23 protein-coding genes are annotated in these 23,398 nt (G+C 69.7%); 8 read left to right on the top strand and 15 right to left on the bottom strand.

Going from position 1 to position 23,398, the window contains the following annotated elements:
- The coding region (def, locus tag ACFWPJ_RS00200; protein ID WP_378845432.1) for a peptide deformylase at positions 1-478 on the bottom strand (478 nt) is incomplete at its 3' end.
- A 182-nt stretch (positions 479-660) separates the two neighbouring features.
- Between def and ACFWPJ_RS00195 the strand changes: the two genes are divergently transcribed.
- From ACFWPJ_RS00195 to ACFWPJ_RS00175, 5 genes are all read left to right on the top strand, one after another.
- Entirely contained in the window at positions 661-951 is a 291-nt protein-coding gene (locus ACFWPJ_RS00195) for a DUF3263 domain-containing protein (protein ID WP_378845431.1), read from the top strand.
- A 42-nt stretch (positions 952-993) separates the two neighbouring features.
- Positions 994-1,605, top strand: coding sequence for a LytR C-terminal domain-containing protein (locus tag ACFWPJ_RS00190; RefSeq protein WP_378845429.1), 612 nt, complete (start codon positions 994-996; stop codon positions 1,603-1,605).
- A 117-nt stretch (positions 1,606-1,722) separates the two neighbouring features.
- Complete coding sequence (locus tag ACFWPJ_RS00185) at positions 1,723-2,418, top strand: superoxide dismutase family protein (protein ID WP_378845428.1); 696 nt, start codon at positions 1,723-1,725, stop codon at positions 2,416-2,418.
- Between the two features lie 10 nt (positions 2,419-2,428).
- Positions 2,429-3,571 carry a glutamate--cysteine ligase gene (locus tag ACFWPJ_RS00180; protein WP_378845427.1) on the top strand — a complete coding sequence of 381 codons (1,143 nt, stop codon included), beginning with the start codon at positions 2,429-2,431 and terminating at the stop codon, positions 3,569-3,571.
- A 50-nt stretch (positions 3,572-3,621) separates the two neighbouring features.
- On the top strand, positions 3,622-4,968 hold the full coding sequence (locus tag ACFWPJ_RS00175; protein WP_378845425.1) for a DUF5933 domain-containing protein: 1,347 nt from the start codon (positions 3,622-3,624) through the stop codon (positions 4,966-4,968).
- Here ACFWPJ_RS00175 and mnhG read toward each other — a convergent pair.
- From mnhG to ACFWPJ_RS00130, 9 genes are all read right to left on the bottom strand, one after another.
- Complete coding sequence (gene mnhG, locus ACFWPJ_RS00170) at positions 4,965-5,300, bottom strand: monovalent cation/H(+) antiporter subunit G (protein WP_378845424.1); 336 nt, start codon at positions 5,298-5,300, stop codon at positions 4,965-4,967. The two genes, ACFWPJ_RS00175 and mnhG, sit on opposite strands and share 4 nt — an antisense overlap.
- Positions 5,297-5,557, bottom strand: a complete 261-nt coding sequence (locus tag ACFWPJ_RS00165; protein WP_378845422.1) for a monovalent cation/H+ antiporter complex subunit F — start codon at positions 5,555-5,557, stop codon at positions 5,297-5,299. The genes mnhG and ACFWPJ_RS00165 overlap by 4 nt, the downstream gene beginning before the upstream one ends.
- On the bottom strand, positions 5,554-6,111 hold the full coding sequence (locus tag ACFWPJ_RS00160) for a Na+/H+ antiporter subunit E (protein WP_378845420.1): 558 nt from the start codon (positions 6,109-6,111) through the stop codon (positions 5,554-5,556). Before ACFWPJ_RS00160 ends, ACFWPJ_RS00165 begins: the two co-directional genes overlap by 4 nt.
- The gene (locus ACFWPJ_RS00155) at positions 6,108-7,703 is read right to left on the bottom strand and encodes a Na+/H+ antiporter subunit D (protein ID WP_378845419.1); all 1,596 of its coding nucleotides are present in this window, start codon (positions 7,701-7,703) and stop codon (positions 6,108-6,110) included. Before ACFWPJ_RS00155 ends, ACFWPJ_RS00160 begins: the two co-directional genes overlap by 4 nt.
- Positions 7,700-8,083, bottom strand: a complete 384-nt coding sequence (locus tag ACFWPJ_RS00150; RefSeq protein WP_378845418.1) for a Na(+)/H(+) antiporter subunit C — start codon at positions 8,081-8,083, stop codon at positions 7,700-7,702. Before ACFWPJ_RS00150 ends, ACFWPJ_RS00155 begins: the two co-directional genes overlap by 4 nt.
- The gene (locus ACFWPJ_RS00145) at positions 8,080-10,866 is read right to left on the bottom strand and encodes a Na+/H+ antiporter subunit A (RefSeq protein WP_378845417.1); all 2,787 of its coding nucleotides are present in this window, start codon (positions 10,864-10,866) and stop codon (positions 8,080-8,082) included. The genes ACFWPJ_RS00150 and ACFWPJ_RS00145 overlap by 4 nt, the downstream gene beginning before the upstream one ends.
- A 113-nt stretch (positions 10,867-10,979) precedes the next feature.
- Positions 10,980-12,257, bottom strand: a complete 1,278-nt coding sequence (locus ACFWPJ_RS00140; protein ID WP_378845415.1) for a hypothetical protein — start codon at positions 12,255-12,257, stop codon at positions 10,980-10,982.
- A gap of 118 nt (positions 12,258-12,375) precedes the next feature.
- A complete protein-coding gene (locus ACFWPJ_RS00135) occupies positions 12,376-13,641 on the bottom strand; it encodes a hypothetical protein (protein ID WP_378845413.1) in 1,266 nt (421 codons plus the stop codon).
- Positions 13,642-13,706: 65 nt separating this feature from the next.
- Entirely contained in the window at positions 13,707-15,911 is a 2,205-nt protein-coding gene (locus ACFWPJ_RS00130; RefSeq protein WP_378845411.1) for an AAA family ATPase, read from the bottom strand.
- Positions 15,912-16,084: 173 nt separating this feature from the next.
- Here ACFWPJ_RS00130 and ACFWPJ_RS00125 point away from each other — a divergent pair, with 173 nt between their 5' ends.
- The gene (locus tag ACFWPJ_RS00125; RefSeq protein ID WP_378845409.1) at positions 16,085-16,456 is read left to right on the top strand and encodes a hypothetical protein; all 372 of its coding nucleotides are present in this window, start codon (positions 16,085-16,087) and stop codon (positions 16,454-16,456) included.
- Between the two features lie 3 nt (positions 16,457-16,459).
- Here ACFWPJ_RS00125 and ACFWPJ_RS00120 read toward each other — a convergent pair whose 3' ends face one another.
- The 5 genes from ACFWPJ_RS00120 to ACFWPJ_RS00100 form a co-directional block, all read right to left on the bottom strand.
- Complete coding sequence (locus ACFWPJ_RS00120) at positions 16,460-16,813, bottom strand: UBP-type zinc finger domain-containing protein (RefSeq protein ID WP_378845407.1); 354 nt, start codon at positions 16,811-16,813, stop codon at positions 16,460-16,462.
- The gene (locus ACFWPJ_RS00115; RefSeq protein WP_378845406.1) at positions 16,813-18,273 is read right to left on the bottom strand and encodes an ATP-binding protein; all 1,461 of its coding nucleotides are present in this window, start codon (positions 18,271-18,273) and stop codon (positions 16,813-16,815) included. Before ACFWPJ_RS00115 ends, ACFWPJ_RS00120 begins: the two co-directional genes overlap by 1 nt.
- An 8-nt stretch (positions 18,274-18,281) precedes the next feature.
- On the bottom strand, positions 18,282-19,949 hold the full coding sequence (locus tag ACFWPJ_RS00110; RefSeq protein WP_378845404.1) for an FAD-dependent oxidoreductase: 1,668 nt from the start codon (positions 19,947-19,949) through the stop codon (positions 18,282-18,284).
- Positions 19,950-19,985: 36 nt separating this feature from the next.
- Positions 19,986-20,165 (bottom strand): hypothetical protein, encoded by a 180-nt coding sequence (locus ACFWPJ_RS00105; protein WP_378845402.1) that lies wholly within the window; start codon positions 20,163-20,165, stop codon positions 19,986-19,988.
- Positions 20,166-20,353: 188 nt separating this feature from the next.
- Positions 20,354-21,382 carry a beta-ketoacyl-ACP synthase III gene (locus tag ACFWPJ_RS00100; RefSeq protein ID WP_378845400.1) on the bottom strand — a complete coding sequence of 343 codons (1,029 nt, stop codon included), beginning with the start codon at positions 21,380-21,382 and terminating at the stop codon, positions 20,354-20,356.
- Between the two features lie 328 nt (positions 21,383-21,710).
- Between ACFWPJ_RS00100 and ACFWPJ_RS00095 the strand changes: the two genes are divergently transcribed.
- Together ACFWPJ_RS00095 and ACFWPJ_RS00090 are read left to right on the top strand one after the other, a co-directional pair.
- The gene (locus ACFWPJ_RS00095) at positions 21,711-22,424 is read left to right on the top strand and encodes a phosphatidylserine decarboxylase (protein ID WP_378845399.1); all 714 of its coding nucleotides are present in this window, start codon (positions 21,711-21,713) and stop codon (positions 22,422-22,424) included.
- Complete coding sequence (locus ACFWPJ_RS00090; protein ID WP_378845397.1) at positions 22,421-23,290, top strand: CDP-alcohol phosphatidyltransferase family protein; 870 nt, start codon at positions 22,421-22,423, stop codon at positions 23,288-23,290. Before ACFWPJ_RS00095 ends, ACFWPJ_RS00090 begins: the two co-directional genes overlap by 4 nt.
- Positions 23,291-23,398 lie beyond the last annotated feature (108 nt).

Below are 23,398 nucleotides of genomic sequence, written 5' to 3'. Positions count from 1 at the left end.
ACAGCACCTCGCCGGAGCGGACGCCGGCGCGGTGGCCCACCTCGTGCTGGAGCATCCTGGCGAAGAAGCCGGTGCCCTCGATGTCGACCGGCTCGCCCTTCTCGTCGGTACCGGTGACCCTGGCCCAGTCGGCGCGACCGGTCGGGAACTGCTCGCCCGGCACGGATAGGCAGCCTTCTTCGTCGTCGTCGGGATCGGGCATGGTCTCCGGGATCGCGGAAGTCTCCAGTACCGGGTTGATCACCACGCCCTTGCGGCGGATCTGCTGGCCCGCCGCGTCGAAGTCGGGGCAGTCGTAGACGAACAGCCGCTTGCCGACGCCGACCTGGTTGGCCGCCAGGCCGACACCCTTGGATTCCTCCAGGGTGTCGTACATGTCCGCGATCAGGTCGGCCAGCTCGGCCGGCGTCTCCGTCACCGGTGCGGTGGGGTTGTGGAGGACGGGGTCACCGACGATCACGATCGGGAGAATTGCCATGGCCGCCATTATCGCCGTTCGCGAGGCTCGGCGAGCGGCGACCCCTGTGGCTTGCGCCACCCTACTGGCCTGTAGTCAACACGCCCGGGACATCGCTCGGACGATCCGGCCGCTACATGGTTGAATGATCCGCGACGTGCAAGCGTCATTTTTCATCTCGTGATACTCGGCGAGGGAGCAAGATGGACGGCGCAGCGGCCCGCAACATCATCGACGAAGACAGTGGTCTGAGTCGCCGTGAGCTCGACATCCTCGATTTCGAACGCAAATGGTGGAAGTACGCGGGCGCCAAGGAAGACGCGATCCGCGAACTGTTCTCCATGTCGGCGACCAGGTACTACCAGGTGCTCAACGCGGTCGTCGACAAGGAAGAAGCGCTGGCGGCCGACCCGATGCTGGTCAAGCGCCTGCGCAGGCTGCGGGCGAGCAGGCAGAAAGCGCGTGCAGCGCGCCGACTCGGTTTCCAGGTCTGACATGACAGCCACACAGCGGTGGTTGCGACTAGGGTTGCGCGGGTGAGCAACCCTAATCCCACCCCCGGCGGCCCACCGCTGCGCGCGCTGGCGATGGTGTTGATCGCGCTGGCCATCGTCTTCGCCGGTCTGGGCGCGATGTCGTTGTCGAACTCCGGTGCCGAGGCATCCGATTCGGCCGAGCAGACCGAGACGACGACCTCCAGCGCGGTCGCGCAGGCGCCCGCGACCAAGGCCGCCGCGACGACCTCCAGCGCGGCCGCCGCCCCGACCACCAGCGCGGCCGCAGCCCCGACCACGACGACTGTCGCGCCGACGACCACCACGGCACCCACCACAACGGCACCGACCACCACGGCACCCGCCGCGCCCGCGGGCACCGTCGATCAGAGTGTGCCCGTGCGGGTGCTGAACAACAGCCTGGTCGCGGGCCTGGCCGCCCGCACCGCGAGCGAACTGACCTCGGCGGGCTGGAGCAATGTCAGCACCGGCAACTACGGCGGCTCGAACCTGACCGCGACGACGGTGTTCTACGGCAGCGGCGCGGGCGACAAGGCCGCGGCCACCCAGATCGCCGCGGAGGTCGGCGGAACGGTCGTGCCGAAGTCCGGTGACACCTCGCCGGGCGTCGTGGTCGTGCTGACCGGTAGCTGAACGAGGCGCGGCACGCGGTGCCGGGGGCCGTGCCTGCGCTGTGGCATCATCTTGAGCGGTACAGCCCTGTCCACCCAGCTTTCCTCGTAAACTCGGTACTCGTAAAGGAGTTCCCTGATGGCCACGTCGACAACTCGTCGCCCGTCCTGGCGCATTGTGACCCCGGTGCTGGCGGTTGCCGTGTTCGGTCTCGCTGCTTGCACCAACAGCCAGGAGTCGAGTGACGTCAAGGGAACCACGCCGCCGGTGTGGACCAGCTCGCCCGCGCCCGGCGGTACCGGCGATGAGCACGGCGGCGGCCACGCCGCGCCGACCACCACCGACGGCCACGGCGGCGGCGAGCACGGAGCCCCGGCGGCCGGTGGCCTGAAGACCGAGCTCAAGAACAGCTCCGGCGCGAATGTCGGCACCGCGACCATCGTCGCCGAGGGCAGCCACCTCGTCGTCACCGTCGAGGCGCAGGGCCTGACCCCCGGCTTCCACGGCCTGCACTTCCACCAGAACGGCACCTGTGAGGGCGACTTCACCTCCGCGGGCGGTCACCTGCAGGTCGGCGCGGCCAACGCGCATCCGGCCAGCGGCGACCTGACCTCGCTGCAGGTCAACGCCGACGGCACCGCGAAGCTGGTCACCCGGACCGACACGGTCACCCTGGACAACGTCAAGGGCAAGGCCCTGATCGTGCACTCCGGCGCCGACAACTTCGGCAACATCCCCACCCGGTACTCCCGCGAGGGTGGCACCGGTCCCGACGAGACCACGCTGTCCACGGGTGACGCTGGAACCCGGGTCGCCTGCGGCGTGGTCGGTTAGCGAGACGCACATGGCCGGGGCAATCCAGTCGGTACCCTTCCCTGGTTCGCCCCGGCCCACCATCGGCATCGAGTGGGAGATCGCGCTCGTCGACAAGGTGACGCGTGATCTGTCCAATACCGCCTCCGCGGTGTTCGACGCCGTCGGCGATCTGCGTGCCTATGACGGCACCCCGCAGGTCACCAAAGAATTGCTGCGCAACACGGTCGAACTGGTGACCGGCGTGCACGACACGGTCGGCGGCGCGGTCGACGATCTGCGCGGCACCATGGACGCGGTGCGCCGCGCGGCCGATCCGCTCGGTGTCGACCTGTTCTGCGCGGGCACCCATCCGTTCGCGCAGTGGTCGGCCCAGCAGCTCACCCGCTCACCGCATTACGACGAGCTGATCGAGCGCACCCAGTGGTGGGGCCGCCAGATGCTGATCTGGGGCGTGCACGTGCACGTGGGAGTCTCGCACCGGGACAAGGTCTTTCCGATCCTGAACTCGCTGCTGCTGTCGTATCCGCATCTGCTCGCGCTCTCGGCGTCCTCGCCGATGTGGTCCGGCGACGACACCGGCTACGCCAGCAATCGCGCGCTGATGTTCCAGCAGTTGCCGACCGCCGGGCTGCCGTTCCAGTTCGAGAACTGGCCGCAGTTCGAGGGATTCGTGCACGACCAGCTCAAAACCGGTGTGTTCGAACAGCTCGGCGGCATGCACTGGGACATCCGGCCCGCGCCCAAGTGGGGCACGATCGAGATCCGGGTCTGCGACGGGCTGTCCAGCCGGGCCGAGCTGGCCTCGGTGGCCGCGCTGATCCACTGCCTGGTAGTCGATCTGGAGCGCAGGCTCGACGCGGGCGAGGAGCTGCCGACGCTGCCGCCGTGGCATGTGCAGGAGAACAAGTGGCGGGCCGCGCGCTACGGGCTCGACGCCATCGTGATCGTCGACGACGCCAGTAATGAGCGTTTGGTCACAGACGATCTGATGGATCTGCTGAACAAACTGGAGCCGACCGCGAAGCGGCTGGGCTGCGCCGACGAGCTGGCCGCCGTTGCCGACATTCCCCGCCACGGTGCCTCCTACCAGCGGCAACGTCGCGTCGCCGCGCAGTCGCAGGGTGATCTTGTCGCGGTCGTGGATTCGCTGGTGCGCGAGCTGGATCAGTAGCGTTCAGCTTCGCGGCGGGGTGGCGTTTACCCGCCGTTTACGATGTCGGGATGCTTGTCGAACATCCGCGCGGCGCTGCGGGGGGTGCCGCTCTCCTGAACCGTCTCCGTGAGCCACGCGCACTCGCCGTCGCCGGGGTGTCGTCGGTGCTGGCGCTGCTCATCGGATTGCAGATCGCCGCGTTCGTCAACGGTTTCGACGGACCGCTGGCGAGTCTGGCCCGCGACTACATCGGCACGCCGAAGTCGATGTCGGTGCCGTGGGCCGGGCTGGTGCTCGCGCTGGCCGGGGTCAACGCGCGCAGGCGGGTCTACGCGGTGTTCGCGGCGATCGGGATCGACGCGGTGTGCGCCGCGCTGCGAATGCTCGACGGCAAGCCGTTCACGGTCGGCAACGGGCCGACGATCGTCTTGACCGTGCTCGCGATCGTCGCGGCGGTGCGCTGGAGCGGCCGCGAACGCACGGACGCGTTGAAGGCGGCGGCGCTGGGTGCGCTGCTCGTGCTCGCCACCAAGGTCGGTGACGTGTGGTTGCACGTCACCTCAGCGGTGCGGCCCGCGGTGCTCGACGAATATCTGCTGCTCGCCGATCACGCGCTCGGTGATCCGTCGTGGGTGATGGGCCGGGTGCTGGATGTGCTCGGGCCCGAGGTGTACGCGGTGCTGCACTGGGTGTACATCGAGCTGCCGGTGGCGGCGATCGTGGTCGCGGTGTGGCAGTTGCGCAAGGTCGTCCGGACCGGGGAATGGCCGTCGCACTATCTGGTTCGGACGTTCCTGGTGCTCGGGCTGGTCGGGCCGCTGTTCTATGTGCTGTTTCCCGTCGTCGGGCCGATGTTCGCGTTCGGCGCGGACGGGCACGGTTTCCAGGTGGGCAATTTCTGGCCGACGGCGCTGCCGCCGATCGACCGCAGCCCGGGGGCGCTGCCGTTCGACGCGTTCACCCCGCGCAACTGCATGCCGTCGATGCATACCGCGTGGGCGCTGTCGCTGTTCATCCACACCCGTCGTGATGTCGACGGGTCACGCGCGCCCGCCTGGCTGCGCTGGGGTGGTGCGTTCTGGCTGGCCGCGACCGTGACCGCGACGCTCGGATTCGGTTACCACTACGGCGTCGACCTGGTGGCGGGCGCGGTGCTGTGCCTGACAGTCGAGTCGGCGCTGCGGGCGCCCGAGCGCGGCTGGGGTGCGTTCCGGGTGCGGATGGTCGGCTTCGGTGCGGTCGTCTTCGCCGGGCTGCTGCTGTCCTACCGGTACCTGGCGGTGCCGATGGCGCAGCATCCGGTGCTCGCGGGCGCGATCGTCATCGGGCTGCTGGCCGCGGTGGCCGCCGCGTTCCATGCCACCTGGTTCGCCGCGGCGCCCCGGCCCGCGATGGTGCGGGTGGCCGCCGGTTAGTCGTCGGCGGCGTTGCCGAGTTCGTTGATCCGCAGCAGGCCGTCGCGGTGGCGCTGTTCGCGGTAGGCGGTGCGGCCGATGAGGTGGGCGATGACGGGTGCGGTGAGGATGGTGAACAGGCCGGTCAGCACCAGCATCCACACATTGACGTCGTTCCTGATGTCGATCCCGGTACCGGCGAGGATCAGGACCAAGCCGACCACCTGGGGCTTGGTCGCGGCGTGCATGCGGGTGAGGGTGTCGGGGAATCGCACGATACCGATGGCCGCGGTGAACGCGAGCGCGCAGCCGGTCAGGATCAGCACGGCCGAGACCCATTCCCAGGCCGTCATCGGTCGTCCCTGACGCGGAAGCGCGACACCGCGGCCGAGCCGAGGAACCCGACCAGCGCCAGCGCGACGATTGCCGGGATCACCGTGGTGTCGTTGCTGTAGGCGGCCCAGACCGCGAGTCCGGCGGCGGCCATGGCCATCAGCGAGTCGATCCCGACGACCCGGTCCAGGGTGCTCGGGCCCGCCAGCACGCGGTAGCTGGTGATCACCGCCGCCGCGGTGAGCAGGATGCCGGCGACAACGGCGACGACGGTCACGGCTGCTCCTCCGGCTCGAGGCGACGGCATTCGGTCGGTCGTTCGAAGGCGTTGATCAGCAGATGCTCCAATCGCCGTGTGGTGCTGTAGAACTTCAGCACCGACTTCTCACTGCCCACGTCGAGCACGTGGACATAGACCACACTTCGCGCCCGGTCCAGCTCGAGCACCATGGTGCCGGGGATCAGGTTGAGCAGGTCGGTCGCTATCACCAGGACCAGATCGGACTTGATGCCCAGGTGCACCCGCAGCACGCCCGACACGGGTGGCCCGGCGGGCCGGATCGCGAACCACGCCACCTGCAGACTCGATTCGAGCGCGTAGTAGACGCTCACCACGATCAGTTCGAGGAACGACAGCGGGTGGAAGCGTCCGGTGACCGGCACCTGCGGCAGCGGCAGCGCGAAGACGACGATCAGCGCGACCACGAAACCGGCGATGACATTGGCGGCGCTGAGGTCACCCCACAGCGCGACCCACACCCAGGTCAACCACGCGAGCACGCCGACGCGCAGCACGTTGTCGCGGTTGACCAACATCCCGAGGGTGTTCATCGCGCCTCCGGTCCGAGCACCGAGTCGATGTAGACCGACGGGTCGTTCAGGTCGGCGGCCGCGCGTTCGGCGATGCCGAGAATCGGCCCGGCGAGCACCGTCAGCGCGAGTCCGGCGGTGACGAGGCCGGCGGTCGCGAGCACCATGAGCACCGGCATCCGGCCGGGGTCGGTGCGGTCCTCGTAGTGCACGTCGGTCGTATCCTCCACCAGGGTCGGTGGTTTCGCGGCGGTGAGATGACCCTCCGGTGCTTCTTCGCGCGGGCGCCAGAAGGCTTTGCTCCACACCCTGGCCACCGCGTACAGCGTCAGCAAGCTGGTGACGACCGAGCCCGCGACGAGCACCCAGGCCAGCACGCTGCCGTCGGCGGCGCCCGCCTCCAGCAGAGCGACCTTGCCGATGAACCCCGAGAACGGCGGAATACCACCGAGATTCAGCGCGGGCACCAGGAACAGCACGGCCAGCAGCGGGCTCGCGGTGGCCAGCCCGCCGATCCGGCGCAGCGACACCGAGCCAGCCTGGCGTTCGATGAGACCGACCGCGAGGAACAGCCCGGTCTGCACCAGGATGTGGTGGGCGACGTAGAAGACCGCGCCGGTCAGGCCGGCCGTGGTGGCCAGCCCGATACCGAAGACCATGTAGCCGATGTGGCTGACCAGAGTGAACGAGAGCAGTCGCCGGATGTCGGTCTGCGCGATCGCGCCGAGGATGCCGACCAGCATCGTCGCCAGCCCGCACACGAGCAGGATGTCGTCGAACGCGCCGTCGGGGAACCACAGGGTGTCGGTGCGGATGATCGCGTACACACCGACTTTGGTGAGCAGACCGGCGAAGACGGCGGTGACCGGCGCCGGGGCGGTGGGGTAGGAGTCGGGCAGCCAGCTCGACAGCGGGAACACCGCCGCCTTGACCCCGAACGCGACCAGCAGCACCGCGTAGCAGGCGGTGCGCACACCGCTCGGCGTCGCTTCCAGCCGCACGGCCAGTTGCGCGAGATTCAGTGTCCCCGTGGCGGCGTAGGTGATGCCGATGCCTATCAGGAAGATCAGCGACGACACCATCGACACCATCACATAGGCGATGCCGGTGCGGATGCGTGCCTCGGTGGCGCCGACGGTGAGCAGCACGAACGACGCCGCGAGCAGGACCTCGAAGCCGACGAACAGGTTGAACAGGTCACCGGCGAGGAACGCCGTCGACACCCCCGCGGTCAGCACCAGATACGTGGGCCGGTAGATCGAGGTCGGCTGATGCTCGTCGCCGTCGGAGATGTTCTGTCCCGCACCGTAGATCGACACCACCAGCAGCACGAACGCCGACACCAGCAGCATCGCCGCCGAGAGCCGGTCGACCACCAGGGTGATCCCGATCGGCGTCGGCCAGCCGCCCACCTGCACCGCGGTGGTGCCGTCGCGGTCGGCCAGATACAGCAGCAGCGCGCTGACCACCAGCACGCACGACAGCGCGCTCAGCGAGATCATCCCCTGTAGCCGGGGGCGGCGGCCGAACACCAGCGTCGCCGCGGCGCCGAGCAGCGGGATCAGCACGGGCAGTGCGGCGATGGCGGGCAGCAGTTCCGGGGACAGGGTCACTGTTCGGGATCCTCCTGTTCCCGCTTGGCGGCGATCTGAGCGTCCTCGGGGTCGTTGCGCACGTCCTCGGTGGTGGTCAGCATGTAGGCGCGGTAGGCGAGGGCGAGCACGAAAGCGGCCAGCCCCATGGTGATCACGATCGCGGTGAGCACCATCGCCTGGGCCAGCGGGTCGGCCATACCGTCGTGCGCGGTGTCGGAACTGCCGAGGATCGGCGGTTTCCCGTCCGGTCCGCCCATGGTGAGGATCAGCAGGTTCACCGCGTTGCCGAGCAGGATCATGCCGAGCAGCATCTTCGAGACGATCCGCTCGAGCAGCAGGTAGACACCGCACGCGGTGAGCGCGCCGATGGTGATCAGCAGAATGAGGTTGGCGGTCATACCAGTTCCTTGTCCAGGCGGGCGCCGAGGCTGCGCAGCACGTCGAGTGCCAGCCCGACCACGACCAGGTAGACGCCGAGGTCGAAGAACAGCGCGGTGACCAGCTTGATATGACCGAGGACCGGCAGCGTCACCTCGACGATCGCCGAGGACAGCGGTGGCGCGCCGAGCAGCAGCGACGCGGTCGCGGTGCCCGCGGCCAGGGTGAGTCCGGCGCCGAGCAGGTGCCCGGCGTCCACCGGCAGCGCCTCGCCGAGTTCGTAGCGCCCGCCGGCCAGATAGCGCAGGGTCAGCGCGAGTCCGGCGATCAGGCCGCCCGCGAAGCCGCCGCCGGGCGCGTTGTGGCCGGAGAAGAAGAAGTACACCGACAGCACCATGATGGTGGGGAAGATCAGGCGGGTGGTGATCTGCAGGACCATCGAGCGTTCGCGCCGGTCGACCAGCCGGGCCGCGGGCAGCCAGCTCACCGCGTCGGGGTCGTAGTGGGGTGAGTCGGCGGCGCGGGGCGCGCTGCCGAAGCGGCGGCTGCGGAACACCAGCGACGCGACGCCGGTCGCGGCGACGACGAGCACCGAGATCTCGCCGAGGGTGTCCCAGGCGCGGATGTCGACCAGCAGCACATTGACCGCGTTCTTGCCGCCGCCGATCCGGTAGGCCGCGTCGGGAATGGCCTGCCAGATCGGTTCGCTGCGGCGCGCGGCCGTGGCGAAGGCGGCCAGCACCGCGACGGTGACCCCGACGCCGATCGCCAGCAGCGCCCGCCTGACCTTGAACGCGGTGGCCTGGTCTTCGGCGATCTCGGCGGGGAACGCGCGCAGCACCAGCACGAAGATCACCAAAGTCAGTGTCTCGACCAGGAATTGGGTCAGGGCCAGGTCGGGTGCGCCGTGCAGGGCGAAGATGACGCCGCAGCCGTAGCCGGTGACCCCGACGACGAGCACGCTGGCCAACCGGTTGCGCAACACCGTCGCGGCCAGCGCCATCGCGATCATGATCGCCCCGATCGCCGCCTGCAACGGCGAATCCCACAGGCGCAGTTCGACTCCCGTGCGGGTGCCGAGGGCGAGCAGGATCGTCGGCAACACGATCAGGGTGCCGAGGATGGCGGCCTGGCTCGCCGGCAGCGAACCGGACTGCACGGTGCCGGTGATGCGCAGCGAGAGCCGGTCCATCGCGCGCAGGGCCGCGTCGTAGTTGCGGTCGGCATTGCCCAGTCGCGGGTGCGCCGGTTCGCCGATCCGGCCGCGGATCAGGAACAGCGCGAGACCGGCCGCGACGATCAGCACCGTCAGCGCGAGCGGCCCGGTGAAGTCGTGCCACAGCGCGAGGTGGGTGTCCAGGACGCCGGGCAGTGACGTGGCGTAGGGACTCAGCCAGTGGTCGACGGCCCGGGTGTCGAGACCGCCCGCGAGCCCGGCCACCGCGAGCACCGCGGGCGGGCCGAGCAGCAGCGGACCCGGCGCGTGCCAGGTCACCACGCGCTCGGGATTCGCGGTGACACCGAAAGCGCCCCACACGAATCGGATGCTGTAGGCCACCGTGAACGCCGACCCGACGGCAACGCCCGCCAGCAACGCCACCCTCGCCGGCGTGCCAAGCACCTCGGTCGACCACAGCGCGCTCAGCGCCGACTCCTTGCCGACGAACCCGAGCAACGGCGGCAGCCCCGCCATGCTGCACGCCGCGATCACCGCGACCGCGCACAGCCACGGCGCCCGCCTGCCGAGCCCGGACAACCGGCGCAGGTCCCGCGTGCCCGCGCCGTGGTCGATGATGCCGACCACCATGAACAGGCTCGCCTTGAACAGGGCGTGCGCCACCAGCAGCGTGATGGCGGCCAGGGCCGCGTCCGGCGTGCCGATCGCCGTCATCGTGATCAGCAGACCCAGCTGGCTGACGGTGCCGAACGCCAGCACCAGCTTCAGATCGTGCACCTGAATCGCTCGCCAGCCGGCCAGCAACATCGTGGCGATACCGAGCGGCAGCAGCAGCACATGCCACGGTGCCGTCTGCGCGAACGCGGGCGCGAGCCGCGCCACCAGATAGACGCCCGCCTTCACCATCGCGGCGGCATGCAGATAGGCACTCACCGGGGTCGGCGCCGCCATCGCGCCCGGGAGCCAGAAGTGCAGCGGCACGATCGCCGATTTGCTGATCGCGCCGAGCAGCACGAGCGTGATCCCCACCGAGACCGCGGTCCCGGCGGGCGGTGTTGTCGCGAGCAGATCGGAGAGCAGGAAGCTGCCGTAGCGCGTCCCGAGGATGACGATCCCGACCAGCATCGCCAGCCCGCCCGCACCGGTCACCAGCAGTGCCTGGATCGCCGCCCTTCGGCTGACCGCGCGTTCGGCGTAATGCCCGACGAGCAGGAACGACAGCACCGTCGTGATTTCCCAGAACACGTAGAGCAGCAGCATGTTGTCGCTGATGACCAGTCCGAACATGGCGCCGGTGAAACCGATGAGCTCGGCGGCGAATACGCCGAGCCTGGCTTCGTCGCGCTCGAAATAGCGGCCACAGTAGGCCAGGATCAGCGCGCCGATGCCGAGCACGAGCACAGCCATCACCGCGGCGAGCGAATCGAAGCGCAGGTCGATGTCCATCGAAATCTGCGGCGCCCATTGTGTATGCGTGCGCACGGTCGTTCCCCAGTGCGCGATCACCCAGCCGAGACTGCCGAGCGGAACCAGCGCCAGCGGGTAGAAAGCGTTGCGGCCCAGCACTCGTACGCACAGCGGGGCCACCAGGGCGGCCAGCGCGTGGACGAGCAGTACGGCGAGCAACTCTCCTCCGTCGGGTCGGTAGCGGTCGAGTAGCTCGCTCCGATCCTACGGGCGATGACGGGATGTTCGCCGGTACCGCGGATGTCGCGTCGGCCATGTCGCGGGGGGCTCGGCTATGGCACGGCCGCGTTCTCCGCCGCAGTGGGGCGGATCCGGTACAGCAGGACCAGACCCGCCGCGACGCCGATGGTGATGGCGAGCGCGGCCCTGGCCGGCGTGCTCTCGTCGGCGACGGTCGTGCTGGTCGGCCATTGCCGTTCCCCGGTGGGAATGGACCACAGGATCGACGGCAGGTACAGCGCGCCGAGTCCGAGCACGGCGCTGGGCAGGTAGCTGACCCGGATCGAGCCGGCCGCGAAGCCCGCGACGCAGGTCAGCAGGAACGTCCCGGCCGTCCAGGTGTACGACCACGGGAACCGTTGTGCCACCGAGGCGAATACGCAGATCACGGCCGCGCCGAGCAGCACACCCCATGATGTCCCCCAGCGCAGGCCCGCCAGGACGGCGGCCGTGCCGACGACCAGGACGAGCACGAGATGCCAGCCGAGAGCGGAGGCGTCACCGAGCGAGTCGGCCGCCGCGGCCACACTGACCGCGACCAGGACACCGGCCCCGTCGCGGCCGGGCAGCAGGGTGGCCGCGGCGAACGCGGCCACGATGGTGATCGCCACGGCGAGCGCGATCTGCCAGAAGTTCCCGCGGCGACCGTCGAACTCGCGGCCGAGCCATTCGGTGGCGACCAGCAGCGACAGCGCCAGCACGGTGGCGGCCACGATCGGGCTGATCGGCAGATCGGCGGCAAGGCGCGGCACCGCGGGCAGCATGATGCCGTGCCGATGGCGCACGGTGGTCACCGCGAGCAGCACGACCGCCGCGAGGAGCAGCCAGGACGGGGTGCCCACCGTCTTGTCCGCCGTCGCCGCGGAGTTCGAGGTGAACACGGCGACGACCTCGCCGTAGACGAACACCACCACCACGCCGAGCGCGAAACCGGCTGCGGCCCAGCGCATCCGCCACGCGCAGATCCCCAGCGCGCCGAACAGCGCGCCGCCGCACAGCGAGTCGATGTAGTTCTGGGTGGTGAGCACGTCGGCCGAGACCATCGCCCGCCCGACGAAGTAGTTGACCGCCAGCGCCGCCGCCCCGGCCGTCGCGGTGAGCCAGATCAGGCCGGGCCGGGTGATCGGCCTGGCCAGCACGGCGACGACGACCGCCACGATGAGCCCGAGCGCCGCCGCGCGCGGCACGCTGTTGATGAGGCTGGTGACGTGATAGGGCGACTTGTCCTCGGCGCCCTCCCCGAAGGTGAACGGCAGGAACAGCGACATTCCGGCCGCCGCGGACCCGGCGAAGGCCGTGACCGCGTCCAGACCATCCCCGATCTTGGGCACCGTTCGACGATACCGGCGAACACCCCGCTCACCTGGGACGTCGCGATCGGCGATCGGCGCGCCCCGGCAGCAGGGATCACGCCCGGCGGCGGCACCGAGGATGTCGCGCCGGGTACGGCTATGGCGTGACCGCAGGCGTCGGCTCGGTGGACCGGATCCGGTACAGCAGCAGCAGCGCGGCCGCGGCGCCGATCGTGATGGCCAGCGCGGTCCGGCCTGCCGTGGCTTCGGACACCGGATCCGCGCCGGTCGGCCAGTTCCGCAGACCGGTGGGAATCGACCACAGGATCGACGGCAGGTACACCGCGCCGAGTCCGAGCACGGCACTGGGCCCGTAGCCGACCCGGATCGAGCCGAACGCATACCCGGCGACCACGGCCAGCACCAGCGCGCCGGTCGTCCAGACGAACGTCCACGGCAGGCGTTCGGAGAACGTGACGAACACGCAGATCGCGGCGGCGCCGCACAGGGTGGCCCAGGGCGAGGCCCAGCGCATGCCTGCCAGGATGCCCGCGGCCGCCGCGCCGAGCACGAGCACGATCTTCCAGCCCAGGCTCGGGCCATCGATGACCGAGTCGCCCGCGGCGGCCAGGCTGACGGCGGCCAGAACACCCGTTCCGTCGCGACCGGGCAGCAGGGTGGCCGCGACGAACGCGGCGACGACCGTGACCGTCACCGCGAGCGCGATGGGCCAGAAGCCCGGATGGCCCTCTGCGAACTCACGCTGGAGCGATTCGGTGGCCAGCAGCACCGACAGCGCGAGGATCGTCGCGGACACGATCGGGACCATCGGCAGATCGGCGGTGAGCGGCGGCCCGGCGGGCTGGGAGATGGTGTGCCGGTGCCGGACGGAGTTCACGGCGAGCAGCACGACAGCGGCGATGATGAGCCCCGACGGACTGTGCACGGCCCGGTCCGTCGTCGTCACCATGTAATCGGTGACCAGCTCGATCACTTCGCCGTACACGAACACCGCAACCGAGCCGAGTGCGAAACCGGCTGCGGCCCACCGCATCCGCAGCGAACAGAGGCACAGGGCGCCGAAGATCACGCCGCCGAACAGCGCGTTCACATAGTTCTGGGCGGTGAGCACCTCGGCCGAGGCCATGGTGTGGCCGACAAAATAATTGAGCCCCAGCGCCGCGGCGGCGCAGGCGGCGACGAGCCAGTCGAGTCCCGGCCGGATCAGCGCGGCCACGACGACGGCGGCGATCAGTCCGAGGGTCGTCGCGCGGGGAATGCTGTTTTCCCAGCTGGCCAACTGATAAGGGGTGTCGATCACCGTGCTGGAGCGGGAGGTGAACGGCACGAACAGTGCGATTCCCGCGATCGCGGCGCCCGCGAACGCCGAGACCGCATCCACACCATCCCCGAACGTGGGCACAACTTGACGATACTCGCCGAAACACCCTTCTAGCTGCGACGTCGTCGATGACGCGGGTGAGCGGGTCAGGCCCGGCTCTCGGCGTACCGGCGCAACGACTCGACCTGATCGGGATCCAGCGACGGCCGGACGGTGCTTCGCGCGGTGGCCACGTCGTCGGCGGTGACATCGGCGGCCGACATATCGCGGCGCAGGGCCGACAGCGCGGCCTCGCGCAGCAGGGCGGCGCAGTCGGCGGCCGAGTAGCCGTCGAGGTCCTCGGCGAGTGCGGCCAGGTCGACGTCACCCGCCAGCGGCACCGAGCGGCCCGCCGTGCGCAGGATGTCGAGCCGGGCGGCGGCGTCCGGCGGCGGCACGAACACCAGCCGGTCCAGCCGACCGGGGCGCAGCAGCGCCGGGTCGATCAGCTCGGGCCGGTTCGTCGCGGCGACGACGACCACGTCACGCAGCGGTTCGACGCCGTCGAGTTCGGTGAGCAGCGCGGCGACCACCCGGTCCGAGACACCGGAGTCGCCGCTCTGGCCGCGGCGCGCCGCGAGCGCGTCGACTTCGTCGAGGAAGATCAGCGACGGCGCGGAATCCCTGGCGCGCTGGAACAATTCGCGAACAGCGCGTTCGGAGGAGCCGACCCACTTGTCCATCAGCTCCGCGCCCTTCACCACGTGCACGCTCAGCTGACCGGTCCCCGCCAGCGCGCGCACCAGGAATGTCTTGCCGCAGCCGGGCGGGCCGTAGAGCAGCACACCGCGCGGCGGGTCGATGCCGAGCCGGGCGAACGAATCGGGGTGGCGCAGCGGCCACAGCACCGCCTCGGTGAGCGCCTGCTTGGTCTCCACCATGTCGCCGACGTCGTCCAGGTTGAGCGAGCCGATCGCCAATTCCTCTGTCCCCGAACGCGACAGCGGCCGGATGACATCCAGCGCGCCGACCAGATCGTCCTGGGTGAGCTCCGGCTCGGCCTGGTCGCGGCTGGCCCGCCCCGCCGCCCTGACCGCGGCTTCCCGGCACAGTGCCGCCAGGTCGGCGACCACGAAACCCGGTGTCCGCGAAGCGATCATGTCGTAGTCGAGCGCCCCGGCGGGCACCTTGCGCAACAGCTGCTCCAGCAGCGCGCGCCGGACCACCGCGGTCGGCAGCGGCAGTGCCAGTTCGCGATCGCAGAGATCCGGCGCGCGCAGTCGCGAATCCACCTGTGCGGGATGGGCGGTCGTGGCGAGCAGGGCGACGCACGGCGAACGCATCGCGCCTCGCAACTGGTCGAGGATGAGGGTGGCGACCGGTTCGGCGTCGGCGGGCAGCAGCGCGTCGATATCGGTGACGAGCAGGATCCCGCCCCGCCCGGCGGCGACATCGCCCACGGCCTCGGCGACCTCGCGCAACCGGGTGCCGCTCTCCATCGCGCCGACACTGGGCCCGTCGAGCTCGACGAGGCGGCGCGGCGCCGCGACCGCTCTGGCCAGCGTCGCCTTGCCGACCCCGGCCGGGCCGGTGACCAGCACGCCCAGATGAGCGGGTGCGCCGAGAGTCTTCAGCAGTTCGGGTTCGTCGAGCGCCAGGCTCAGCCACTCGGCCAGCTTGGCCGCCTGCCCCTGCACCCCCGCCAGATCCTCGACCTGGATCGGCGCGCTCCCCGAACTCACCGACACCAGATCGGCCGGTATCCCGTTCAGGTCGGCGTCGGAGTCGCGCTCCATGGCGTGCATGATCGCGGCCGCGCCGCGCCCCCAGCCGACGGCCGAATTGGGTTGTACGCTCACCGGTCCCGGCATCGGCTCGATCGCGGTGACGGTGAGCAGCTCGGTGGTCCAGGCGATGCCGAACGTGCGCGAGAGCGCCTGCGTGGCCGCCGACGAACTGATGTCGGGCCCGAGGTCGCGCGGCAGCAGCGACACCGTGTCGCCGACCGTCACCACCTTGCCCAGCAGAGCCTGCCGCAACGTGGCCGCCGGAATACTGGCTGTCGCGTGCGCCGACCCGCTCAGCGAGATCTGCCTGGCGCCGTAGACGGTCGCCGGGGCGACGGTGACCGCCGCGTTCTCCCGCAGTCCCACATTCGACAGCGTCACGTCGTCGAGCAGCGCCACCCCCGGCGGGGTGCCCGCCGGCGCCTTCGCCACCACCGCCGCGGTCCGGCGCGCTCCGGTCAGCCCGATGCCGTCCCATTCGCGCAGGCCGAGCGCGGTGAGCGTCTCGGGGTGCAGACGCACCACCCCGCGCCGTGCGTCGGCTGCCGAGGGGTTGAGCCGGGCGGTGAGCGATAGTTCAGCCACCGTCCCATTCTGCCGCGTCCCGGCGAATCCGCCCGGACGATCAGGGATCGTTTGGCAGATCGCAAGGTCGAGGGCCGAAAGTGGCTGACATGACGAACCACGGCAACCAGCCGGTACGCTGCACCGGACGCGCCGGAGGTGCCGGCGCAACAACCCACCGGGGAAAGCTGCAGATGAATCGAATCTCCCTCGTCGTCCTGGCTGCTGGGGCGCTGTGCCTGACGGTGGCCGGATGCGGTTCCGACGACGCCACCGACGCGAACGGTCTGCGCAAGGGCACGCCGACCTCCAGCGCGAGCGCGAGTGCGACCACACCCGCCGCGACGACGGCCGCGCCCGCCGCGGGCGCCACCGTCACCTGCGCGCAGTTCAACGAGCTCGACGGCGACGGCGAGAAGCAGGCGATCGAGCAGATCCTGGCTGCCCATCCCGGCGGCCCCTTCGAGGGCAGCCCGAATGTGGCGCTCGGTACCGCGAAGCTGGTCTGCCTCGCGCCGGGCAACGCCGACAAGACCGTCGCCGAGGCCGCCGGGATGAAGCCGTAGCGCTCAGTGGACCAGTGACTGCCAGTTCGCCGGCACCCGGTCGGCCGGTCCCGGCACGGACTGGTCGACCGGGTGACTGGTCGGCGCCGCGAGCTCGGGCCCGCCGCTGTACATCTCGCTGGTGGTGAAGTTGTAGAACCAGTCCTCGCCGGGCTCGTAGCTCTGCATGAACGGGTGCCCGGTCGAGGTGAAATGCTTCGACGCGTGCTGACTCGGCGAGCTGTCACAGCAGCCCACGTGCCCGCATTCCGCGCAGCGCCGCAGATGCACCCACCAGCCGCCCGCGGCGTCGCACTCCGCGCAACCGGCCCCGCTGGGCGGCACGGTCGGGTCGATTCCTTCGAACTCTTCAGACATCACTGATCTCCTGTGTTCGACGGTGTGCTGTCGTTGTCCGCCTGCGGATCCAGCGGCAAGCGGACGATGAAACGGGTGTCGCCCGGTTCGGATTCGACCCGGATATCGCCATTGTGCTTGTTGACCACGATCCGGAACGAGATGTCGAGGCCGAGTCCGGTGCCGTCGCCGACCGGTTTGGTGGTGAAGAACGGCTCGAAGATCCGGCTCCTGACCTCGGGCGCGATGCCGGGGCCGGTATCGCCGATCTCGACGGCGGCGCAGTCGTTCTCCTTGTAGGTGCGCACGGTCAGCGTGCCGGTGCCGCCCATCGCGTAGACCGCGTTGTCGATGAGGTTGGTCCACACCTGGTTGAGTTCGGCCGCGAAGCAGGGGATCGGCGGCAGCGCCCGGTCGTAGTCCTTGACCACCCGCACGCCGTCGCCGAGTTTGCGGCTGAGCATCACCAGCGTGGAGTCGAGCAGCTCGTGCAGGTCGACCACCTGGTAGGGCGCGCGGTCCATCTGCGAGTACTGCTTGGCCGCGCCGACCAGGGTGGAGATGCGGGTCGTCGAGTCGGCGACCTCGTTCATCAGCAGCTCGGTCTCGATGGTGTAGTTCAGCCAGCGGATCGCGCCCTCGAACACCTGCGTCTGGCAGGCCTCGAGGGTCGCGTGCACGCCTTCGAGCCAGTCGATGTCGAGACCGGCCTGCACGAAGGTCGGCGCGAGGTTCCAGCCGTCGGCGATGCCGTGGTCGTCGAACCAGTCGGCCAGGCCGTCCTCGCGGTCGGCCGCCTCCAGCGGGGACAGCTCGGGCGCCTTGGCGACCTGCTCGGCGGCCTGCTCCTGCAGTTCGACCAGCTTCACGAACGCCTCGGGCGTGAACTTGCCCTCGGCCATCATCTTGAGCTTGTGCCGCATGCCCGCGACGCGTTCGCGCAGGCCCGCGGTGGCGCGGACCGCGGCGGCGGCCGGATTGTTGAGCTCGTGGGTCAGCCCGGCCGACAGCGAACCCAGCGCCAGCAGCCGTTCCCGCTCCGCGATCCGCTGGCTCGACTTCTGCCCGCCGAAGAACGCGCCCTCGAGCAGATGCACCGCCATCGGGAACCAGTCGGTGACCATGCGCGCGAAGTCGGCGGCCGCCAGCACCAAGAATCGGGAACGCCGCAGGACATACATCGAGCCCGCGTAATCCTGGCTGACCTTGTCGCCGAGGTAGGCCATCCACGCGCCCGCGTAGACGCCCCGGTGGTCGGTGCGGTTGATCTCGATCTCGGTGCCGCCGGACAGCTTCGTCAGCCGCACCTCGCCGTCGATCAGCACGTAGAAGCAGGTGGCCGGCTCGCCCTCGCGGTACACCGGGCCCGGATCGATGTACTCGATCCGGCCCGCCGCGCACAGCTGCGCCAGCTGGTCGTCGTCGAGCTTCTCGAACAGGAACAGCGTGCGCAGTTCGTTCGGATCGCAGATCAGAGTCATTCCCGCTCCTACGCCAGATACCGGTGGACGAGCATGACGGCCATCGCGCCCTCGCCGACCGCGGAGGCCACCCGCTTGGCGGATTCGGCGTGCACGTCACCGGCGACGAACACGCCGGGCACGCTGGTCTCGAGGTGATGCGGCGGCCGTGGCAATTCCCAGCCGGGTGGGCGGGCGCCGTCGATCATCAGGTCGGGACCGGCCAGCACGTAGCCCGCCTCGTCCCTGGTGACGACGCCGTCGAGCCAGCCGGTCTGCGGCGCCGCGCCGATGAACAGGAACAACCGCTGCGCGTCGACCTTGTCCTCGGTGCCGGTCCGGTTGTCGCGCAGGATGATCCGCTCCAGGTGATCGTCACCGTCGACGCCGACCACCTCGGTCTCGGTGTGCACCACGATGTTCGGGATCTGCGCGATCTGCTGGATCAGATAGTGCGACATCGACTTCTCCAGCGCGCCGCCACGAACCACGATGTGCACGCGACGGGCGTTGCGGGACAAGAACACCGCCGCCTGCCCGGCCGAGTTGGCGCCGCCCACGATGTAGACATCCTGCTCGGCGCACTCAGCCGCCTCGGTCATCGCCGAGCCGTAATACACACCGCGCCCGGTGAATTCGTCGACACCCGGCGCCGGATGACGCCGGTAGTCGACACCGGTCGCGATGAGCACCGTGTGCGCGCACAGCTTGCCGCCGTCAGCGAAACGCACCGTGCGCGCCGACCCGTTGACCTCGAGCCCGACGACATCGCGGGTGGTGATGATCTCCGCGCCGAACTTGGCCGCCTGCCTGCGCGCCCGGTCGGCCAGCTGCGCACCGGACAACCCGTCGGGAAAGCCCAGGTAGTTCTCGATCCGTGAACTCTGCCCGGCCTGCCCACCGGTGGCGGTGCGCTCCACCAGCACCGTGCGCAGGCCCTCCGACGCGCCGTACACGGCCGCGCCGAGCCCGGCCGGACCGCCGCCGACGACGATCAGGTCGTAGAAGTCGCCGCTGGGTTCGACTGTGAGCCCGACGTTTTCGGCGAGCTCGCTGTCGCTGGGCTGGATCAGGGCGGTGCCGCCCGCGGTGATCACCACCGGACAGGTCAGCGGATCGGCGCCCGCCGCCTCGAGCAGCCGGGCGCCCTCCGGCTCGTCCAGTGGGTACCAGCGATACGGCAACTGGTTGCGCGCCAAGAACTCTCGCACCTGCGACGATCGCGGCGACCAGCGGTCGCCGACGACCTTCGTCTCGTGCACCGGCCGCTGTTCGGCACTGCGCCAGGCATCGAGCAGGCCGTCGAGTACCGGGTAGAGCTTCTCCTCCGGCGGGTCCCACGGCTTGAGCAGATAGTGGTCGAGATCGATGACATTGATCGCGTCGATCGCGGCATTGGTGTCGGCGTAGGCGGTCAGCAGGACCCGGCGGGCGTAGGGATGCAGGTCCATCGCCTGCTCCAGGAATTCGATGCCGTCCATGCCGGGCATCCGATAGTCGGCGATCAGCACCGCGACCGGCTGGCCACGCAGCTTCATCTCCCGCAGCGCCTCGAGCGCCTGCGGCCCCGATTCGGCCCGCAGAATCCGGTAGTCAGCGCCGTAGCGGCGGCGCAGATCGCGCACCACCGCCCGGGAGACACCGGGGTCGTCGTCAACGCTCAGAATGGCCGGTTTGGTTACCGCGGGAGTGCTCACCCGTAGAAGTATCCCTCTCCGGCGGTACCACGGTGCTCAGAGCTGGTGATGCAGCACCAGATCGAGTTCGCTGGGGGTGAGCAGGCGTTCGAGGCGTTCGTCGCGTTTACGGCGGGTGAACGCGGTGCGCAGCGCGAAGCTGTCGTCCGGCTCGATGGTGGGCAGCAGGGGGACGTCGTTGATGTGCCTGCGTGGCAGGAATGAGCGCAGTTTCACGACCGATCACCTCGGGTTGACGACGGGAACGCTGGGCTGAGCATCGTCGATCAGCAAACATCGGTTGCGAAAAGTTTGCCAGCATGTCCGAGTTGGTGCAAGTGGGGCGGGGTTGACACGGCGAGCCCACCGCTCGGTGGCCTGCTGGGAGGTAGATCACCGCAGCGGTGGGCATAGTTGCTGATCAGCTATTGCCACACAGGCAGCGTGACAACCTGTGCGGCATAGGACAGTCCGGCGCCGAAAGCGATCAGCAGGGCCGTATCGCCCGGCTTCGACTCGCCCTTGCGGAGCAATGCCTCCATGGCCAGCGGGATCGATGCTGCCGAGGTGTTGCCGGCTTCCTCGATGTCGTTGGCCAGCGCGCAGTCCTCTGGCAGCTTCAGCACCCTGGCCATGATCTCGATGATCCGGCCGTTAGCCTGGTGCGGGATCATCGCGTCCAGCTGGTCGGTGGTCAGGCCGGCGCGGTCGATCGCGTCGCGGCAGACCTTCTCCAGCGAGTGCGCCGCCCAGCGGAACACCGCGGTGCCCTCCATCGCGAGGTAGGGACGCACCGCGTCGGTGCCCTTCTCCTCGATCTCGGTGAAGAACTCCATCCAGTCCTTGTCCTGGCGGATGGCGTGGTGCTGGGTGCCGTCCGAGCCCCAGACGGTCGGGCCGATGCCCTGCTCCTCGGCCGGGCCGACGACGACAGCGCCGGCGCCGTCGGCGAACAGGAACGCCGTCGAGCGGTCGGTGAAGTCGACGGTGTCGGTGAGCTTCTCGACGCCGATCACCAGCGCGTTCTTCGACGTGCCCGCGCGCACGAGATCCGAGGCCATCGCCAGGGCGTGACAGAACCCGGCGCAGCCCGCCGAGATGTCGAACGCGGCGGCGCCGGTCATGCCGAGATCGGTGGCGATCCGCGGGCCGATGGCGGGGGTGAGAAGGAGATGTGTCGACGTCGCGACGATGACGCAGTCCACCTGATCGACGGCCATTCCGGCCGCGGCCAGTGCGTCCTTCGCGGCGGCGACGCTCATGCTCTGGATGGTTTCCTCGGATGAGGCGAAGCGCCTGGTTTTGATTCCCGATCTGGTGCGGATCCACTCGTCGCTCGAGTCGATCAGTCCCGCGACCTCGTCGTTCGTGACCACCCGGGTGGGGCGGTAGACGCCCAAACCGAGAATCGCGGTGTGCTCAGCTCCAGTCGTCTGGGCGATTCGAGCAGCCATTATGCGTCTCCTCTGTACCTGTCAACCTGCGGTTGCACCGCTGGGTGTACCCGAAGCATCGAAATCCGTCGCTCATCACCCATGACCCGCGCATGGACAACATGTGAACGTGCAGACATGAGGCGTCCTCATATTAAAGGCCGCGGTCCGCGAAGTCGTGTCATATGTCACAACCGTTACAGGTACCTTGGAGGCAAGGCGATTGCTCGCCGACCCAGTGAAGCTGTTCACAGGACGTAGAGCGGCACACTGACCACGGGTGGATGCGGTGGGGTTCCCGTAAGGTGTGAACGCTTGCGTTGTCGTCACATCACGAAAGAGGGAGCCCGTGGCCCGCCGCCCCACCCCGCCCGGCACGCCCGACACCACCGCCGTCGGCCACATGGTCGACCTGGTGCGGGCCGCTGTACCTCCGCTGCACCCCGCCGGCCTGCCGTTTGTCGCGGTTCCGCTGGCTGTCGCGGTCGTCGGCGGCCGGAACAAATGGGTGCGCCGGGCCGGTCTGTCCGCCGCCGCCGCCTGCGCCGCCTTCTTCCGGCACCCGCACCGGGTGCCGCCGAACCGGCCCGGCATCGTCGTCGCGCCCGCCGACGGTGAGGTCGCGCTCGTCGACACCGCGGTGCCGCCCGCCGAGCTCGGACTCGGCGATCAGCCGCTGCCGCGCGTCAGCATCTTCCTGTCCGTGCTCGATGTGCACGTGCAGCGCGTTCCCGTGTCCGGGACCGTGCGCGAGGTGCTGCACCAGCCCGGCAAGTTCCTCTCGGCCGATCTGCCCGAGGCCAGCGACGCCAACGAGCGCAACAGCATGCTGATCGACACCGCCGACGGCAAGCAGGTCGTCGTCGTGCAGATCGCCGGTCTGCTGGCGCGCCGCATCGTCTGCGACGCGCGCGTGGGCGATGTGGTCACCATCGGCGACACCTACGGCCTGATCCGGTTCGGCTCCCGCGTCGACACCTATTTCCCGGTCGGCACCGAACTGCTGGTCGCGCCCGGCCAGCGCACGATCGGGGCCGAAACCGTGCTGGCTGTGCTGGGATGATCGAACAGGCCGCCCGCCGACAGCGCCCGCGCTCGGTGCGGTTGCTGCCCAGTGTCGTCACCATCCTCGCGCTGTGCGCGGGCCTGTCCGCGGTGAAGTTCGGGCTCGACGGCGAGCTGCACGTGGCCCTGGCCATGGTCGGCGCCGCCGCCGTGCTCGACACCCTCGACGGCCGCCTGGCCAGGATGCTCGACGCGACGAGCAAGATGGGCGCCGAACTGGACTCGCTCTCGGACGCGATCTCCTTCGGCGTCGCGCCCGCGCTGGTCCTCTACGTCACCCTGCTCGACGGCTACAGCGCCGGCTGGATCGTGGCCCTGCTGTTCGCGGTGAGCCTGGTGCTGCGGCTTGCCCGGTTCAACACCCTGCTCGATGACGATTCCCGCCCGAACTGGGCGCGGGAGTACTTCGTCGGTGTGCCCGCCCCGGCGGGCGCGTTGATCGCGCTGGTCCCGATCGCGCTGAAGGTGCAGTTCGGCGACGGCTGGTGGGACGGCTTCGCCTTCGTCGCCGCCTGGACGATCTTCGCCGCGCTGCTGTGCGTGAGCACCATCCCGACCCTGGCGATGAAGTCGGTCTCGGTCGCTCCCCAGGCGGCCGCCGGGCTGCTGGTGCTGACGGCCCTGGCCGCCGCCCTGCTGGTGACCTACCCGATCATCCTGCTGCTCATCCTGGTCGCCCTCTACCTGGCGCACATCCCGTTCGCCTGGCGCTCGGCGCGCTGGGTGGCGGCGCGGCCGGAGACCTGGCAGCACAAGCCGGCCGAGCGGCGGGCACAGCGGCGGGCCCAGAGCCGGATCCCGCAGATCCGCCGCCCGGCGATCCGTGGGTCGGCCCGGTTGCGGCTGCGTCGTCCGCGCGACTAACGGCTGGAGACTTTCGGCCCCTTGGGCCTCGTGCCCGAGGGGCGATACCGCGCCGCCACCCGGTGATCCGCGACTGCGCCTGCGTCGGTCGCGCGACTAGCGGCTGGG

It is taken from the genome of Nocardia sp. NPDC058497 (assembly GCF_042720195.1).
In the GTDB taxonomy this organism is placed as follows: Bacteria; Actinomycetota; Actinomycetes; order Mycobacteriales; family Mycobacteriaceae; genus Nocardia.
The sequence above is the reverse complement of the archived record's forward strand: the minus strand, read 5'-3'. Positions and strand labels throughout refer to the sequence as shown.